The organism is Sphingobacterium sp. KH_072, from assembly GCF_057837975.1.
On sequence record NZ_CM174457.1, the window covers coordinates 2,199,659 to 2,216,471 of the forward strand.

Sequence of the window (16,813 nt, forward strand, 5' to 3'; positions counted from 1 at the left end):
AACTAAGATTTTAAAAGCGGTAAAATAATTTTAAAACTAGAGCCCTTCTCGCCATTACTCTCAACTGATATTGAGCCGTTATGCAATTCTAAAATCTCCTTGCATAGATATAATCCGATCCCAAATCCTGCAATAGATCCCATTTTGTTACTTTTCACTCTATAATAGCGTTCAAAAATGTTTTGTTGATCCTGCTCAGAAATACCCATTCCCTCATCACTAACTTTGATCTCAATAATCCTTGAATCTACTTTATCGTAACTAACGTGTATAGTTGATCCTGCAGGAGAATATTTCACGGCATTTCCGATTAGATTGTAGATAACTTGCGATATTTTTTCACGATCTGCTAATAGTTCAATACTTTCTTGATATGTAAATACAAACAAATGGCTATGAATTACATTGGTGACCTCCACTTCGAGTTCAGAAAACAATGTGCTTAAAGAAAAGTATGATTTATCGAGAAGCATTTTTCCAGAATCTAATCTGGAGATATTCAGAAAACCATTAATCAGAGTATTCATATATTGTACCTGACGTAGTGACCTTTCTAGTTTCGTTTGCATAGAAAGATCCGCAGAAAGTGCAATGTCCCTTTGCATTAATTGGAGATATGCGCTCAGGGAAGTAAGGGGTGTCTTAAGTTCGTGACTTACCATTCCGATAAAATCATCTTTCCGTTGTTCATCTTTCTTTTGCTCTGTTATATCACGCAGGGTGCCATTTAAGCTGGCGACTTGTCCATTCAAATCGTATAATACCTTTCCACGAGCCTGAACCATTCTGGGTGTCGATTCATGAGGTAATTGAATACGATATTCAATAGCATAGTGGGCATCGGAATCCTTGCTAAGCGAAGACATAATTGCCTCGGTCACGCGAGCCCTATCTTCTTCTAAGATTACTGCCAAGGCCATGGATAGATCAATATGATCTAAGGGTTCTAAGCCAAACCATGTGTGCAACAATAAATTTCCCGAGAAAAGATTGGTTGCAGGTTCATAGTAAAACGTTGCAAGCTCACCAGCCTGAATAGCCATGGTAAGCATATGCTGATCTTTTTCATTTTTTCGCCGTGCAGTTACTTGGTCAGTAATTTCATCAAGTATTATCAAAACTCCAGTTACCTCACCGTTAGTCGAAAATATAGGCTGGTAAATAGAATTGACGATTGCATCTCTAAGGGAGCCATTATTAAATAATTTAACGGTAAACTCATTATTAGTTTTTCGTTCCCCTGTAATAATAACTTGATCCAGCCAATCGAATACCTTCTGTCCTTGGAGTTCAGGTCTAGCAATTCTATGAGGTCTGTTTAAAACCTCACTTTCACTGCGACCCCAGATTTTTAAAATTGCCTTATTTGCTATTTCAATAACATGGTCTTTACCACGTAGCATTGCGATTCCAACGGGTGCCTGCTCAATAATCGTTCTAACATGCTCGCGGCTCTCCGAAAGTAAACTCATCGATTTTCTCAGACTTTCATTTGTGCTATACAAATCTTTGAGCGTCAAAGCCATTTCATCATTCAGTGCCTCTTCCCTTTTTTCTTTCACGGAAATCATTTCCTGATATTCTTTTTCTGAAGTGACCTCACGGGCCGTATTTAAAATACACCAAGTCTTACCGTCCTGGTTCAAAAGGGCTTTGTATGTATAATCGTAATAATCGATTTTTCTAACTCCGTTCTTAATGAGTTCGGCTGGAGCATCCTTAACAGAATACGATTCTCCTGAATACCAAACATTTTGCAAAAGAGAAAAAAATGACTGCCCGACAAGTTCAGGAATTGCGTCCAATAAGGGCATGCTTATTATTGACGCATCTTTTCCCCAAAGTTCCAACATCCCTTTGTTCGCAAATCGAATGATCATATTCTCTTCCGAGTATATAGCCGTAGGCTCTGAAGAATCATAAAGTGCCTTTAAAATAAGGTCTGCGCTAAATTGCCCGGTTGAGAGATGTTTCAAGTTAGTCATTTCAACCCAAAGATATATAAACAGCTCAGCAATAGCTCTATCTAATGTACAAATATAGATAGAGCTATTGAAACACTTTACAGGTGTCTTTTAGTGCTGAAAAGCGCTTCTATCTCATATCTCTATTGTAGTTTATTTATTGGAGGGCTGCACATATCAGTTCCAATAAAGGTGTTATATGCCTATTATGTTTTTTGAAGTAATGTCTTTCAATAGATACAGAGTCATGATGTAATTTTCTCAGAATTCTTTGCAAAAGGTTATATGCGGCAATAAAATATTCTACGATAGTAAAACAAGATATATTTTTGTAACCATAATTTTATCAATCCTATGACCATCCATGTCCAAGACTTCTAGTTAAAAATCTTGCCATAGTGCTTTCTCTCCTGTAGTGAGGATATAGTTAGTAATTGAAATGAATAGGCCAGCAACCATAGAAAATGGAGCAGTGTCTATCTTGCCAGAGTGACCAAAATATTTTAGTAGTTCAAAATAAGGGAACTTTCCAATTAGAATTGCGTTGTATTAGTTGATACTCATCCATGAGATCGGCACTATCGACGATAAGTTCATCCATTACATCGTCCATCGTAATTATTCATTTTAAAGAACCATACTCATCAACAACGATTGCACTATGAACCTTATTTGCCTTAAATTCTTCTAAAACCCTATATGCAGGCATATTTTCAGATATGTAAACAGGCTTGACTAAAGAATTCTGAAGTATATAATCTGATGCAGATATACCTTTACGAAATAGTTCTTTAAATGAAATAAGTCCTACAACATTGTCAATAATCTTATCGCAAACAGGATACATCGAGTGAGGTTGAATATCTACTTTGGCTTTTATTGCCAAGAAATCATCATTAAGATCAATCTATATAAGATCATTACGATGTGTCATTAGTTCGCCCCACTCTTCGATCACCTAAAGCAAAAACGCGTGATACTATTTTCTGCTCTATTTTTTGTATTTCACCGCCTTCCGTACTTTGCTGTATTAAAGCTTTAATTTCCCCTTCAGTAACGATTCCGTCTTGCTGGCCCCTTATGCCAAGTAGCCGCAAAATAAAGTCATTCGTTTTCGTTAATAACCAAATAAGAGGTTTAGTAACCTTGGAAAGAAGCACCATAGGACCAGCCACTATGGAGGATATTTTTTCTGGTGAACTAAGCCATCGTCTTTTGGGTATAAGCTATCCGAAAACAATCGTCAGATAAGTAATGATAACAACGACAGTAACGAGGGCAAGAGAATCTGCATACGATGATAACAGATCAATATTTTGAAAAAACAACGTTAAATCGGCAGTTAGCGATTGACCACTTAAAATACCAGTAAGTATCCCAATAAGAGTAATACCAATTTTAACCGTCGAAAGAAATCTGTTGGGATTGTTAGCCAAATCTAGAGCCTTGGCAGCATTTTTATCGCCATTTCTTACTCTGGATTCCAGTTTGAATTTGCGCGATGAAACTAACACAATTTCACTCATAGAAAATATGCCATTTAATAGAATAAGTGCCGCAATAATTATAAATTCCATCTTTGTTGATAATGCGTTTATTAAGTAGCTAAGTGCAGCCCTTGATTATGGTTGATTACTTATATAACGTGCTAAAAACAACTGAGTAAAATTTCTTCTCCTACCTTCAGTTTTCGACAACTTCTTTGCAGCGTTTGTAACTTTACAAATCCACTAAAACACCTATGAAACATCTAGATAACTAAGATCCATTCCATAACAGTACTCTTAGTGCGCACTTTTTATATTTTTACCTTAGTATACAGCAATTACTCTGCTCAAAGACAAATATATGCTAGGCATTCATAAGCTCTATTCTGAATTTCTTGTAATTACAAGTGCGCAATTATAAATAACTCCATTTTTCAGCCACTTTCTCATTTACTTTCGCTTTAGCAAGTCCATATAGCGATTGCCTTCTTATCACCTATCCCCTTTTAGCCACTTCCTCTCTTCAACTTACTTTTTTTCTCGTGCATAGCTAGCTCGACCTTTTCACTTGATTTGTTTTGATTATTTTGCGATGAGATTATTTTTTAAAGAGTTATTCTTCCACCAGCGACGGGTATAGTGGCGCCCGCGATATAACTAGCATCATCTGAAGCAAGAAATACATAGGCTGGAGCTACTTCAGCTGGTTGACCCGCACGTCCCATTGGTGTATTTTCACCAAACTCTTCGTGAGCAGGAATTGTTGATGGGATGAGCGGTGTCCATATAGGTCCTGGTGCTACTGCGTTCACCCGTATGCCTTTCCCATCTTCCAGCAGAATTTGACTCAAATTAGCTGTAAAATTTTGTATAGCACCCTTTGTAGCTGCATAAGGTAATAACAATTCGTTAGGAGAATATGCATTTACGGAGGTCGTATTTATAATACTGCTACCAGGTTTCAAATGAGGTTCAGCGGCCTTACACAAATAAAACATTGCTGTGATATTGGTACGAAAGGTTTTATCCCATTCTTCAGATGATATATCTTGAATACTTTCTCTTGCCATTTGAAATGCCGCGTTATTTACCAAAATATCTAATTTACCAAACTCCTTAACTGCAGTTTCTACTATATAACTGCAGTGAGACTCCTCTTTGATGTCACCCTTGATTAGGATAGCTTTCCTCCCCTCTTTTTTAACATACTCTGCTGTCAAATTTGCATCCTCATCTTCTAAGTCATCCAAATAACTAATTAAAACATCTGCACCTTCTCGTGCAAACGCAATGGCGACTGCTCGTCCTATACCTGAATCCCCGCCCGTGATAATTGCTTTCTTTCCTTTTAACTTACCACTGCCCTTATAAGTATCCTCCCCATGATCTGCTTTAGGATCTAGTTTATCTTCCACACCTGGAACAGGTTGATCTTGCTTAGGTACGGGAGGTTTGGGATATTTTTGAGTGGGATCTGATGTATTATTTTTTTTGTTCTCCATCTTATTGAATTTTTTTTGTTTGCAACCGAAAATACCATTACAGATGTCCATGGCATTTGTTATTTATCAAGTATGGGATTCTTATAGAACAAAACAATGTAAATCCGGAAGTGTTTGAAACAGATAATCTATGTAAAAAAGAAGTGTTGATATGTTCTGCCTAAATGTGATATTTACGTAAGCAGTTATTTATTAACACACAAAGAGATTTAAACTGTAGTTATCTTATTAAGCTGGTTTGGAAGCGCCTTGGAGTAAATCTAAAATAAGATTCTCCATATCTATCAATTCAAATGGATTTTCAACAATTTCATCTGCCAGACTTTCTTGTGCCCACGTCTTAAAACCGGGACGTGCAGAGTAAATTATAAGGGGTATATGAGAAGTACTAGGATTATATTTATATCTATGTATTTCTTGCAAACTACAATCATTTAGGAAATGCACATCTCTAATGATTAGTTCTGGTGGTTCTCGTTAATCACATCAAGATTAGTAGAAGTGTTTGCCAAATAACCGATTTCTATATTCAAATAGGTATAGTACTCCCTTTTTGCTGGACAGCAATAGTTCAAACTTAAGTTTATTTACGACACTTTTTTATTATTTTGATAGAATACCTGATTTGGGGTAAAATGGTCCATAGACTGATGTCTTCTTTCCGTATTGTAAAATTCGACATACCGTTTCACACCTTGGAATAACTCCATGCCACCGTTAGGTGGGTTCAAATAAATGTATTCCTGCTTCAATGACCTCCAGAACCTTTCGATAAACACGTTGTCCAGCGCTCTTCCTTTTCCATCCATTGATATACTCACACGATTATCCTTGAGGACTTTGGTAAAGATCGGACTGGTAAATTGTGAACCCTGATCGGTATTGAATACTTCAGGAGTGCCGTGCTCTGCTATTGTTTCCAACAGCACATCCCTGCACCATTCCACCGTCATGGTATTAGAGATACTCCACCCCACAATCTTTCGACTATACACATCTATAATGGCGAACATATACATGAAGCCTCTAAACATAGGAATATAAGTGATGTCGGCCTGCCAAACTTGGCTTGGCCGCTCTATCTTTAAGCCTTTGAGTAAGTACGGGTATTTGTAATGTGTTGCATTTGCTTTACTTAGGTTCTTCTTTGGGTAAATGGTCCGAAGGCTCATTAGCCGATATAAACGCCGTACGCGCTTGGCATTTATACGATACCCTAGATCTTTGTTGAGATACGCAGTCATCCGTTCCACACCGTAAAATGGACAGTCCAGAAACTTGCGGTCAATTAGCTTCATGATGGACTGATTCAACAAGGATTCACCTTTAGGCTTGAAATAATAGAAGCTACGCTGAAGATTCAGCAGCTTACACTGCCCCACAATACTTAGCGGTTTATATCCTGGGGAAACAAGTCCGCGCCTTTCAATCATGCTCATTTCCCCAATACCTTTTTTAAGAAATCAACTTGGATCTGAAGTTCACCAATCTTGGAATAAAGTTCTTTCTCTTTAGACTCTTCTTTCTGTGTAGGTTTCTCTGAACCGAACACCGTGTCAGCTTTCTCCAGAAATTCCCGTTTCCAAGCGGTGATCTGTGTGGGATGAAGGCTGTATTTGGAAGCACGTTCCTGCATGGTACTAACTTCTTTAAGGGCTTCTAAGACTACTTTGGTCTTGAAAACCGGACTGAATTTTCTACGCTCTTTTTTCATTTTCAACTGTTAAATTATCGAATTTAATCAGCTGTCCAATATTTGGGGAGTATTATAGTATTTCATCTACGGATAATTGTATAGGTCCACCTGTACAAGTGTGCAATGAGAGGCATTTATTAGTCATAATTAGATGGCTTTAGAGTAAAGACAAAGGTTAATCTATCTTTAAATATAATGCAATAACTGCCGTATCACCTAAGCAAATAACGTTTATAACAATATTTCAAACGCCTATATTTTAAACTGTAGCTCTAAATTGACACTGTAAATAACAAATTTTAGTTGTAGAGGGTATTTATACAAAAATATCGAACCCAAGCATAGCAGCTTATGAACGTTGGTTGTTTGCGCTGCAGGATGGACATAGGGCTTAGAGTTACCATTAAACCACACTCCCCACGGGGATTGAGGTAATTTTGAGCATTTCCCCAATCCCACCTTACAATTTCTTAAAGATTTGAACCACCATTGCAATTTTAACACTAATAATACCTTCGAAATTATTCAATAGCACTAATGCCAGAATAATTTAAAGAAATAACACAACTTAAAATCCTTTCCTATTACACATTACCCTCAATTATCTCACATAATCGTTGCAAAAATGTAGTAATTACGCTACAAATTTATTGTTTAAGATTATTTTCCTGCCTCTGGAAAGCTTTTTGCTGAACATACCGTGTATTTGTGAATACTTAACATTTATAATACTCCCCAAATATTGGACAGCTGATTAAATTCGATAATTTAACAGTTGAAAATGAAAAAAGAGCGTAGAAAATTCAGTCCGGTTTTCAAGACCAAAGTAGTCTTAGAAGCCCTTAAAGAAGTTAGTACCATGCAGGAACTTGCTTCCAAATACAGCCTTCATCCCACACAGATCACCGCTTGGAAACGGGAATTTCTGGAGAAAGCTGACACGGTGTTCGGTTCAGAGAAACCTACACAGAAAGAAGAGTCTAAAGAGAAAGAACTTTATTCCAAGATTGGTGAACTTCAGATCCAAGTTGATTTCTTAAAAAAGGTATTGGGGAAATGAGCATGATTGAAAGGCGCGGACTTGTTTCCCCAGGATATAAACCGCTAAGTATTGTGGGGCAGTGTAAGCTGCTGAATCTTCAGCGTAGCTTCTATTATTTCAAGCCTAAAGGTGAATCCTTGTTGAATCAGTCCATCATGAAGCTAATTGACCGCAAGTTTCTGGACTGTCCATTTTACGGTGTGGAACGGATGACTGCGTATCTCAACAAAGATCTAGGGTATCGTATAAATGCCAAGCGCGTACGGCGTTTATATCGGCTAATGAGCCTTCGGACCATTTACCCAAAGAAGAACCTAAGTAAAGCAAATGCAACACATTACAAATACCCGTACTTACTCAAAGGCTTAAAGATAGAGCGGCCAAGCCAAGTTTGGCAGGCCGACATCACTTATATTCCTATGTTTAGAGGCTTCATGTATATGTTCGCCATTATAGATGTGTATAGTCGAAAGATTGTGGGATGGAGTATCTCTAATACCATGACGGTGGAATGGTGCAGGGATGTGCTGTTGGAAACAATAGCAGAGCACGGCACTCCTGAAGTATTCAATACCGATCAGGGTTCACAATTTACCAGTCCGATCTTTACCAAAGTCCTCAAGGATAATCGTGTGAGTATATCAATGGATGGAAAAGGAAGAGCGCTGGACAACGTGTTTATCGAAAGGTTCTGGAGGTCATTGAAGCAGGAATACATTTATTTGAACCCACCTAACGGTGGCATGGAGTTATTCCAAGGTGTGAAACGGTATGTCGAATTTTACAATACGGAAAGAAGACATCAGTCTATGGACCATTTTACCCCAAATCAGGTATTCTATCAAAATAATAAAAAAGTGTCGTAAATAAACTTAAGTTTGAACTATTGCTGTCCAGCAAAAAGGGAGTACTATAATTTTAGCGCTTTAACTTCTACCATGAGAATAAGACATAAATCTACCGTAGCGAAGAAGGTTTATACACCACCAGTAGTTTCCACTGCCTTTGTCAATATCGAGTATAGTATAGCGGCTGGTTCGGCCACTGTGACTCCTATCAATAGCTCCAACGCTGTACGTGAGGAATGGGAAGAAGGCACAAACGTGGTTGGACAACAAACTTGGTAAAAGACACCACAGGTCTTATGAATACACTTTTTGCTGACAACAATCTCTTCAGAAGAGTTGGGTCTATTGCGTTAGCTAGGAAAATTTGCGATGGCATGACGGAGTATGAAGCGAACACCAAAGAGAGATTATCCCTTCTGGTTAAGTACATAAAATTTGAGCGTATTATCTTAAGTTCATCACTCGCAAAGCATAATTTAACATCTATCATAAAAAGAATCAAAAAACGTCAAAAACAAGCAAAAATACGGATAATCAATGAATTTGAAAACGACGCAATTCTCTATTCCGGCTTATACAATCTCATTGATGGAAATATTTCAGTAAGTGAACCTTTGCGTAATTTTGAGGTGCGCCTAAAATCATTTTTACTTTGCGGTGAATACCCTTTTGAAACTAAATTACTTCAAGATACTGATAATCTTGAACCGCAAATGGTGCAGATAGTTAATCCATTCGATCAATTATCATCGAATGAATACAAAGTAACCACCCGTTTGATCAATGGCGAGCGAGTCAGTCATATTGCCCTGTCACTCCAAATTAGTATATCGGCCGTATCAACCTACAAGTCGCGAGCGTTTAGAAAACTATCCGTTGAAAACATCTCCCAATTGAAAAGTTTACATGAAACCATTATCTCTTTTAAAGATAAAATATCATAGTCCAAATCAAATATACCTTATGAAAACATATTACGCTATTATATTAATCCTATTAATCCTTTCATATTCATGTCAGAAAGACAATGTAGACACCTCTCCGGGAACAGTTACTGTATCTGTATCAGATGTCGTTTTTGAAGGCGAGGAAGCCATTAGCAATAGAGCCGCAACGCAAAACGGGCAAGGATTTGATCCTGAAGCCCACATACAAACTGAGACTATCGATCTACCGAACGGTTTACTATTGGTGTCGGAATTAAAACCTAGAATTTTAAATCAGGACAATACACAATCTGTTAAAGATGCCGCTCGTGCAGTGAGCGATACTTCCAACGTAGGAGTTGGGATCAGATACAGACTATTAGTGTATAATGCTGCGGGCAATTTTGTGACCGAAAGAAGTTATATTAGAGGACAGGAAAATACGACGCCGGCTTTACAATTGGATGGTGGTAGTTCCTATTCATTCATTGTCTATTCTATAAATAGCACACAGGACAATCTTCCGACGGTGACGCCAGCAACAAATAGAACATTGACTAACTCGCAAATCAGTGTAAGTGGCACGCAGGACTACATGTATTTCCGCCAGAATCTAACTGTCACTGGAAACTCTGTCAACCAGCTAAATATCTTACTTAAACATCGTTTTAGCCAAATTACCACGACGGTAGATGCCAGTATTACAGGGTATACTATTACAGCACTTACATCGAACTTCAGACCACATTTTCCAAACTCCCTAGTGAATTTATCGGATGGTTCATTTACTAGAAATGGTACAGCAACACCATCTGTTGTCAATTATGCGACGCTAGGCACACAAGTTGTGACAAGCCAACCGACGATGATAAATGGCAGTGCCAATGCGACTGGAATTTTCACTATTCCAAATATAACGATCAATGGCATCGAATTGACAAATCTTACCCCATTCCAAAATCTCAATATTACGCCAGGAATTCGGTATGATTTAACATTGAATATCGTACCTACAGACGAAAATATAACTCATCTGAATCGGCCTGCTGTACGTATCAATGGTAGAATTTGGGCGCAACATAATGTTGGAGTAGCCACCACATTACCGGTCAATCCAGCCACAATAACACAGGCGTATCACGGAAATTATTATCAATTTGGTCGAAATACTATTGTAGCTACCAACAATGCAACAGCGGTAAATAGCAGCTGGAGCAATGCAAATAGCGCCACAGCCGTACCTAGAAATTCGTGGAATAGCAGTGCGAATCCAGAAACAGCTCCTGCCCGAACAGGTTCCGACCCTTGTCCGACAGGATGGCGCGTGCCGACCAGAACAGAAGTCCAACAACTCCTAGCAGCGGTAACAGCAAGCAATAGAGGTGATTTTGCAACAGGTAATACAAATTACGGCTCGGGGAAAGTGCTCACTAGTAGAAGACGATCTGATGTAATCATGGTTTGGCCATCTCAGGGTTTATTTAATGTAACAACGGGAAACCCACCAACAGCAAATCCTATGGATAATAGAGGTTCTGCGGGTCATTATTGGACAAGTTCGGCGTCAGGAAATAACCTTTGGAGATTAAGGTTTGCCATTGACGCTCAAGACATTTCCGAGCTAACGAATGATATTAACTACGTAGCACAATCCAGAAACGTACGATGTACAGCGTTATAAACGTCAACCATAAATCGGTTTTTTATACACCTGTGCGCATTTAGAAACAGGTAATCCAATTCACAAAAAAGCAACTCCTATTGGAGTTGCTTTTTTCATAACGATGTATAGTCGTTTGATCGAATATCAAACAAAATTGAGACGATTATGATAGTTAACTATTCTCAAAATGTGCAGTTTTGGTTGATACGTACATAAACCTTTCCCTGACGAAATCTATCCTTATGAATAAGTTAATCTCCAATATCATTACCTTTGTATGTCTTGTCTTTTCCGCGCAGGCAGCCGACATAAAAATCAAAGTCACTAAACGCTATATTAACTTCCCCATTTCGCAGCAAGTCGATCGACAAGTGATGACCATGTTAGTCGACGGCAAGGAGGATCGGCAATTCAATATTCGCTTAGCAAATGGAGATCCCGAATATTGGGTTTTCTCGGATGTATCCGCATACAAAGGCAAAACAATTACATTGAGTTATAATGGGGATGAAAGCGCACTAAGTAAGATTTATCAAGACGATAAGATCGCAGGGCAAGATTCCATCTATCAGGAAGTAAACCGCCCTCAATTTCACTTCACCACAAAACGTGGCTGGGTCAATGATCCAAATGGTTTAATATTCTATGCCGGTGAATACCATCTCTTCTACCAGCATAATCCTTACGAGCGCGAATGGGAAAACATGTCATGGGGACATGCGGTAAGCAGAGATCTGGTACATTGGGAAGAACTACCTGTGGCGCTGCATCCTGATAATATGGGCACGATGTTTTCTGGTTCAGCGGTAATTGATTATGATAATACATCTGGCTTCGGAAAACCTGGAAATCCAGCTATGGTAGCTTCCTATACGGCAGAAACTGGCGAAAGACAAGTGCAGTGTATGGCATACAGCTTGGACAATGGTCGTACGTGGACCAAGTATGCCAACAATCCTGTAATTGATAGCAAAGAGAAATGGAATAGCCGCGACACGCGTGATCCAAAAATAATCTGGTTTACGCCAGGTAATCATTGGGTCATGGTATTGAATGAGCTTGATGGTCAATCGATTTATACCTCATCGAACTTGAAAGATTGGACGTACGAAAGTCATACGACGGGTTTTTGGGAATGTCCAGAATTGTTCGAATTGCCGATTGATGGTGATGAAGACAATAGAAAATGGGTGATGTACGGCGCATCCAATACGTATATGATTGGTTCGTTTGACGGTAAAACATTTACACCAGAAAGCGGCAAGCACCAATTAGGAACGGGAACGATCTATGCAGCACAAACCTTTTCCAATATTCCCGATAGCGACGGTCGCCGGATTCAAATTGGCTGGGGGCGTGTAACGCATCCGGGCATGCCCTTCAACGGTATGTTTCTACTACCCACTGAGCTAACGTTGAAGAAGACTAATAATGGCGTTCGCCTATTCAGTAAGCCAGTGAAAGAAGTCGAAAAAATATTTACTTCGGTACAAAAATGGTCTAATCTAAAAGCCGATCAGGCCAATGAAAAGCTAAAAGCATACTATGATGCAAAGCAACTGCGCATCAAGACCACGTTTAAGCTGTCGCATGCAACCGATGCTGGGTTTAACCTTTTCGGACAACGCATCATCGGATATGACATGAATCATAATACAATCAATGGTGTTTTCTATTCGCCTGAAGATATGACGAGCATGGAACTAACGGCCGATATCTTTATCGATAATACTTCTATTGAGGTTTTCATTGATGGTGGTCGGTACTCCTATTCGATGGAGCGCAAACCAGAACGTGAGAATACAGAGGGTTTCCATTTCTGGGGGAACAGTATTGATGTGACTAACCTAGAGGTTTTTGAGGCAAAATCCATTTGGAAGTGATGCTATTGTTGTGATTGCGTGAGGGCGCGACAGCGCGATCTACTTCTTGGTAAGATAATAGAGTTTAGAAAGTTGATAGGCTCATAAATTAGATTGCCACAGCCACACGTGCCTTGGCTTCACAAAGATGTATATCTGTAAAAGCAAAAGCCTATCCTTCGGGATAGGCTTTTATTTGTTATTTAAAAAATGACTTAAACGATGGTGTAACCACCATCTGCGATGTAGTACGCGCCCGTTACGAAAGAAGCATCGTCTGAACTCAAGAAAAGTACCAGCTTTGCTATTTCATCAGGAGTTCCCAATCGATTCATGGGTGCTTTAGCGGCAATCCCATCTTGCATTTCTTGCGTCAAATTATTTTCTAATAATGGCGTCAACACATAGCCCGGACCTACAGCATTACAGCGAATATTTTTTGTCGCATATTCGGCCGCAATATTTTTCGTTAGGCCAACCACCGCATGTTTTGTAGCGGTGTATGCGCTACTCAATGGCGCAGCTACCGTACCATGGATCGACGCGATGTTGACAATATTGCCTCCTCCATTCTTGGCCATTTGCTCCAGTTGATAACGACATCCGTAGAATACACCATTCAGATTCACGTTAATGACTTTATCCCAGGCTTCGATATCATACTCACCAGTCGGCTGCGCAGGTCCGCCAATACCCGCATTGTTGCAAGCAATATCCAATCTGCCGTAATGTTCAACCGTGGTTTCCACCAGGTTTTTGTTGTCTTCCGCGCTAGATGAATCTGCGCGTACGAAGATCGCATCACCACCTGCTGCATTGATTTTATCAACCGCAGCTTTACCATTTTCTACACTGATATCTGAAACAACTACTTTTGCACCGTTGGAAGCAAAAAGTTCTGCGATAGCTTGGCCAATACCTGACCCAGCTCCCGTCACAATAGCTACTTTATTCTCTAATCTTGACATAATACTATGTTTTAATTTTTCTATTAAATTTAAGCACTTTCAAAGAGTAAGACAATGGATAGTTGAGATATGACATGAAACAAGCAATTGCCCTATCGTCTATCAAATTTATACCATTAACTGACAATTTTAGACTTTAATCAGGCAACTCTGGCGAGTTAATTCTTCGTTGTACTGATGCACTTAATGCCTGCATAAAAGCGACAACCGCATCCACTTCTTCGCGGGAAAGATCTAGTTTTTTTAATAAGGGTGACGGTATTGGGCGCAGTTTTTCATCGACCACCACCCGACGCTGTATGGGTGCAGGGTTGCCAAGATTATACAATTCCACCACATCACGTAATGTTGGGAAGTTGCCGTGATGCATCCAAGGACCGGTTAGTGTTACATTCCGTAAAGAAGGTGTGCGAAATGCGCCCACATCTTCTTGTTTGCCCGACATATGATAATGACCAAGATCTTCCTGCCGTGTACCATATAATGCCTGCCCATCATTATGAAATTGATTGTCTGAAAACAGCGGTGTATTATGGCAATTGATACAACGGGCTTTGGTACGAAAGAGATGCAAACCCATTAATTCCTGATCATTGAGCGCATCCTTTGTGCCGCTAATAAAACGATCAAATTTAGTTGGATAACTGTTGATGGTACGCAGATAAGTCGCTAATGCCTGTTGTATTCGTGTTATGCTAACCTGTTCGTCACCATATGCTGCTACAAAATAAGCGCGATAACCTTTAATTTCGTCAATATGTTGTAGCATAGAATCTACATTCATATTCATCTCCACATGATCCTGAATCGGCATCAATACCTGCTCTTCTAAAGATGCCGCTCGCCCATCCCACATCCAAGAAGTATAATGACCTACATTGTACAAAGTCATGGCATTGCGTTTGCCGACTTGGCGATCGTGACCATGTGCCAAACTCTTGCCATCGCCAAATCCCAATTGTGGATCGTGGCAGCTAGCGCATGAAATCTGCTTGGAAGCAGATAATCGCCGATCAAAGAACAAAATTTTTCCCAATTCAGACCTGCTTTCTGTAAATTGATTATCTGCTGGATAACTTACTTTGCCCAAAACGCCAATATCTTCGAAATTAGGCTTCACGCTTTCATCAATATGCGGCAAAGGCCATTTCGTAGCGTCTCCACTACTGTACAATTCGCGTAATTGTGCTAAAGTATATTCTGGTTCAGAGAAAAAACTAGAAAGCAACACCGCTGCCGGTGCCAGCGATAACAACAACAAAATGACTATAAAGCGTCTATTCAAACTCCACATCACATCTAAAATCTAAAATCTAAAAACCATAAGCCAAGCTAAGGGCAAAATGATTTCGTTTCAGCCTAGGTAATGTGGCAGTCTCTCTGCCCAAATCAGGCATATTACTCGCCGATACCGCTTGCAAACTAGCCAAGACACGTACAAAATCTTTACGCTTCAAGGGCTGGCGAAAGCCCATTTCAATCCGTGCTCCTTGTGTATTTGCTTGGTAGTATGTCACATCGTGAAAGTACACGTATTGGTGAAACATGTTTTCGTTGATTTCGGGCACCGACCAATTCATGCTAAGTGGTTTGCCAGCTAAACCCATCAAACTGAGATGTACCTGTTGGTTCTTCGGAGTGATGTAAGTGGCCATAGCGGATAGCGAACCGTCTAATCGCGAATAATCTAACAAGGTACCACTGCCGCCATCCTGTCTCGTTTCCGACGTCATATCGACATTTCCTTCAAAATGAAATTGCCATTTTCGAGCATAATAGGTGTGCGCTAGCTTGGCACTGTGCGTATCATATTGGTACAAGAAATTGTTAATCCCGTTTGCCTGAAATACGACTTTATCCTTTCCACTTCGCATAGTCGAACTCAACTGTACTAAATAAGCACGTTTCTCGCGTTTCAGCTGCCAAATTAAATCGGCACCGATATCATCTATGGTATATTCATTCAGCACATTGCTTCGCGACTCATTACGCAACACTTGCTGATACAATTGTTGTTCCTGCTTGTAATGTGCTGTTGCGTAGAACTTCCCTATTTCGGTATTATAAGAAAGATAAGCCTGCGAACCGTAGCGTTTCATATCGTTCTGGTAATGAATGCCACGCGCTAACAACCAATCGTTGGTCTGCCAACCGTAGCCAATCACCGCGTAGTTGAGATAGCGCGTCACGGCCGGACTCAATACATAATTTTCATTTTTGAAGGCGACTTCAAAGCTCTCTTGTCCGTAACCATACTGTGCCTCCAAACCTATTTCAAGGTCTGCGCCCAATTTACTACTGACGCCGAGTTGTCCGTCTACCTGTATCACGTCAATGCTTCCGCGAGGATCATTATTACTGAAATGATCGCCAATGCGATAATCTAATCCACCAAAGACCGACCATTTATCAAAATAGCGTTGACCTCGTGCTTGTATCGTATAGTTGGTACGCACGTAATGATTATTACCGTAAGAGGCAAAGTAAAATGGTGCAGAGGGATTTTGCCTTGTCTGATGACCAAAACGCGTACTATCTTCGAGTGTGCGATTGTAGGCAAAGCGTCCCCAAAGTCGCACATCATTCAGCGTAATGCTTCCTTCGGAATTCACCTGTGTGCTACGTGACTTGCCAGCATCTTGCGCCAATCGATATTCGCCCTGTGTGCCGCTATATTGCGCATGCAAGAGCGTGTATCGATTTTCGACCGATTCGTGCAACCACATCGGATTGTCAATAGCAAAATAACGGACTTGTCGCTGGATCGTATCCAGCGTATTACTTTCTTGTGCCACCGTAATCCAGCACAGGAAAATAAAACAAACACTTAGAAGATATTTATGGGTATAGTGCAT

14 protein-coding genes and 1 pseudogene are annotated in these 16,813 nt (G+C 39.8%); 6 read left to right on the forward strand and 9 right to left on the reverse strand.

All coding sequences use genetic code 11. The annotated features are described in order from the left end of the window. Positions 1-2 precede the first annotated feature (2 nt). From AC3IRT_RS10180 to AC3IRT_RS10205, 6 genes and pseudogenes are all read right to left on the reverse strand, one after another. Entirely contained in the window at positions 3-1,985 is a 1,983-nt protein-coding gene (locus AC3IRT_RS10180; protein WP_489393145.1) for an ATP-binding protein, read from the reverse strand. 601 nt (positions 1,986-2,586) lie between these two features. Then, positions 2,587-2,850, reverse strand: coding sequence for a CBS domain-containing protein (locus tag AC3IRT_RS10185; RefSeq protein ID WP_489393146.1), 264 nt, complete (start codon positions 2,848-2,850; stop codon positions 2,587-2,589). 34 nt (positions 2,851-2,884) lie between these two features. After that, positions 2,885-3,541: pseudogene (locus AC3IRT_RS10190) on the reverse strand (hemolysin family protein). A 515-nt stretch (positions 3,542-4,056) separates the two neighbouring features. After that, positions 4,057-4,953: an SDR family oxidoreductase gene (locus AC3IRT_RS10195; protein WP_489396125.1), complete on the reverse strand. Its 897-nt coding sequence runs from the start codon at positions 4,951-4,953 to the stop codon at positions 4,057-4,059. A gap of 587 nt (positions 4,954-5,540) precedes the next feature. Next, complete coding sequence (locus AC3IRT_RS10200) at positions 5,541-6,392, reverse strand: IS3 family transposase (RefSeq protein WP_489393126.1); 852 nt, start codon at positions 6,390-6,392, stop codon at positions 5,541-5,543. Further along, positions 6,389-6,667 (reverse strand): transposase, encoded by a 279-nt coding sequence (locus tag AC3IRT_RS10205; protein WP_489393125.1) that lies wholly within the window; start codon positions 6,665-6,667, stop codon positions 6,389-6,391. The genes AC3IRT_RS10200 and AC3IRT_RS10205 overlap by 4 nt, the downstream gene beginning before the upstream one ends. 763 nt (positions 6,668-7,430) lie before the next feature. Here AC3IRT_RS10205 and AC3IRT_RS10210 point away from each other — a divergent pair. From AC3IRT_RS10210 to AC3IRT_RS10235, 6 genes are all read left to right on the forward strand, one after another. Beyond that, a complete protein-coding gene (locus AC3IRT_RS10210; protein WP_489393147.1) occupies positions 7,431-7,709 on the forward strand; it encodes a transposase in 279 nt (92 codons plus the stop codon). Next, positions 7,706-8,557, forward strand: a complete 852-nt coding sequence (locus tag AC3IRT_RS10215; protein WP_489393126.1) for an IS3 family transposase — start codon at positions 7,706-7,708, stop codon at positions 8,555-8,557. Before AC3IRT_RS10210 ends, AC3IRT_RS10215 begins: the two co-directional genes overlap by 4 nt. 72 nt (positions 8,558-8,629) lie before the next feature. Then, entirely contained in the window at positions 8,630-8,818 is a 189-nt protein-coding gene (locus AC3IRT_RS10220) for a hypothetical protein (RefSeq protein WP_489393148.1), read from the forward strand. Positions 8,819-8,835: 17 nt separating this feature from the next. After that, positions 8,836-9,483, forward strand: coding sequence for a helix-turn-helix transcriptional regulator (locus AC3IRT_RS10225; RefSeq protein ID WP_489393149.1), 648 nt, complete (start codon positions 8,836-8,838; stop codon positions 9,481-9,483). Positions 9,484-9,502: 19 nt separating this feature from the next. Then, positions 9,503-11,146: a hypothetical protein gene (locus AC3IRT_RS10230; protein ID WP_489393150.1), complete on the forward strand. Its 1,644-nt coding sequence runs from the start codon at positions 9,503-9,505 to the stop codon at positions 11,144-11,146. A gap of 224 nt (positions 11,147-11,370) precedes the next feature. Next, positions 11,371-13,011 (forward strand): glycoside hydrolase family 32 protein, encoded by a 1,641-nt coding sequence (locus AC3IRT_RS10235; RefSeq protein WP_489393151.1) that lies wholly within the window; start codon positions 11,371-11,373, stop codon positions 13,009-13,011. 194 nt (positions 13,012-13,205) lie between these two features. Here AC3IRT_RS10235 and AC3IRT_RS10240 read toward each other — a convergent pair whose 3' ends face one another. The 3 genes from AC3IRT_RS10240 to AC3IRT_RS10250 all read right to left on the reverse strand — a co-directional run bounded on the left by AC3IRT_RS10240 (position 13,206) and on the right by AC3IRT_RS10250 (position 16,813). Beyond that, complete coding sequence (locus AC3IRT_RS10240; protein WP_489393152.1) at positions 13,206-13,958, reverse strand: SDR family NAD(P)-dependent oxidoreductase; 753 nt, start codon at positions 13,956-13,958, stop codon at positions 13,206-13,208. 136 nt (positions 13,959-14,094) lie between these two features. Then, positions 14,095-15,252, reverse strand: a complete 1,158-nt coding sequence (locus AC3IRT_RS10245; RefSeq protein WP_489393153.1) for a cytochrome-c peroxidase — start codon at positions 15,250-15,252, stop codon at positions 14,095-14,097. Between the two features lie 19 nt (positions 15,253-15,271). After that, positions 15,272-16,813: a DUF6850 family outer membrane beta-barrel protein gene (locus AC3IRT_RS10250; protein ID WP_489393154.1), complete on the reverse strand. Its 1,542-nt coding sequence runs from the start codon at positions 16,811-16,813 to the stop codon at positions 15,272-15,274.

Coding starts and splice junctions, on each gene's coding strand:
- AC3IRT_RS10180 (WP_489393145.1), bottom strand. CDS start 1,985: ATGACTAACTTGAAACATCTCTCAACCGGGCAATTTAGCGCAGACCTT.
- AC3IRT_RS10195 (WP_489396125.1), bottom strand. CDS start 4,953: ATGGAGAACAAAAAAAATAATACATCAGATCCCACTCAAAAATATCCC.
- AC3IRT_RS10200 (WP_489393126.1), bottom strand. CDS start 6,392: ATGAGCATGATTGAAAGGCGCGGACTTGTTTCCCCAGGATATAAACCG.
- AC3IRT_RS10205 (WP_489393125.1), bottom strand. CDS start 6,667: ATGAAAAAAGAGCGTAGAAAATTCAGTCCGGTTTTCAAGACCAAAGTA.
- AC3IRT_RS10210 (WP_489393147.1), top strand. CDS start 7,431: ATGAAAAAAGAGCGTAGAAAATTCAGTCCGGTTTTCAAGACCAAAGTA.
- AC3IRT_RS10215 (WP_489393126.1), top strand. CDS start 7,706: ATGAGCATGATTGAAAGGCGCGGACTTGTTTCCCCAGGATATAAACCG.
- AC3IRT_RS10220 (WP_489393148.1), top strand. CDS start 8,630: ATGAGAATAAGACATAAATCTACCGTAGCGAAGAAGGTTTATACACCA.
- AC3IRT_RS10225 (WP_489393149.1), top strand. CDS start 8,836: ATGAATACACTTTTTGCTGACAACAATCTCTTCAGAAGAGTTGGGTCT.
- AC3IRT_RS10230 (WP_489393150.1), top strand. CDS start 9,503: ATGAAAACATATTACGCTATTATATTAATCCTATTAATCCTTTCATAT.
- AC3IRT_RS10235 (WP_489393151.1), top strand. CDS start 11,371: ATGAATAAGTTAATCTCCAATATCATTACCTTTGTATGTCTTGTCTTT.
- AC3IRT_RS10240 (WP_489393152.1), bottom strand. CDS start 13,958: ATGTCAAGATTAGAGAATAAAGTAGCTATTGTGACGGGAGCTGGGTCA.
- AC3IRT_RS10245 (WP_489393153.1), bottom strand. CDS start 15,252: ATGTGGAGTTTGAATAGACGCTTTATAGTCATTTTGTTGTTGTTATCG.
- AC3IRT_RS10250 (WP_489393154.1), bottom strand. CDS start 16,813: ATGCACTATACCCATAAATATCTTCTAAGTGTTTGTTTTATTTTCCTG.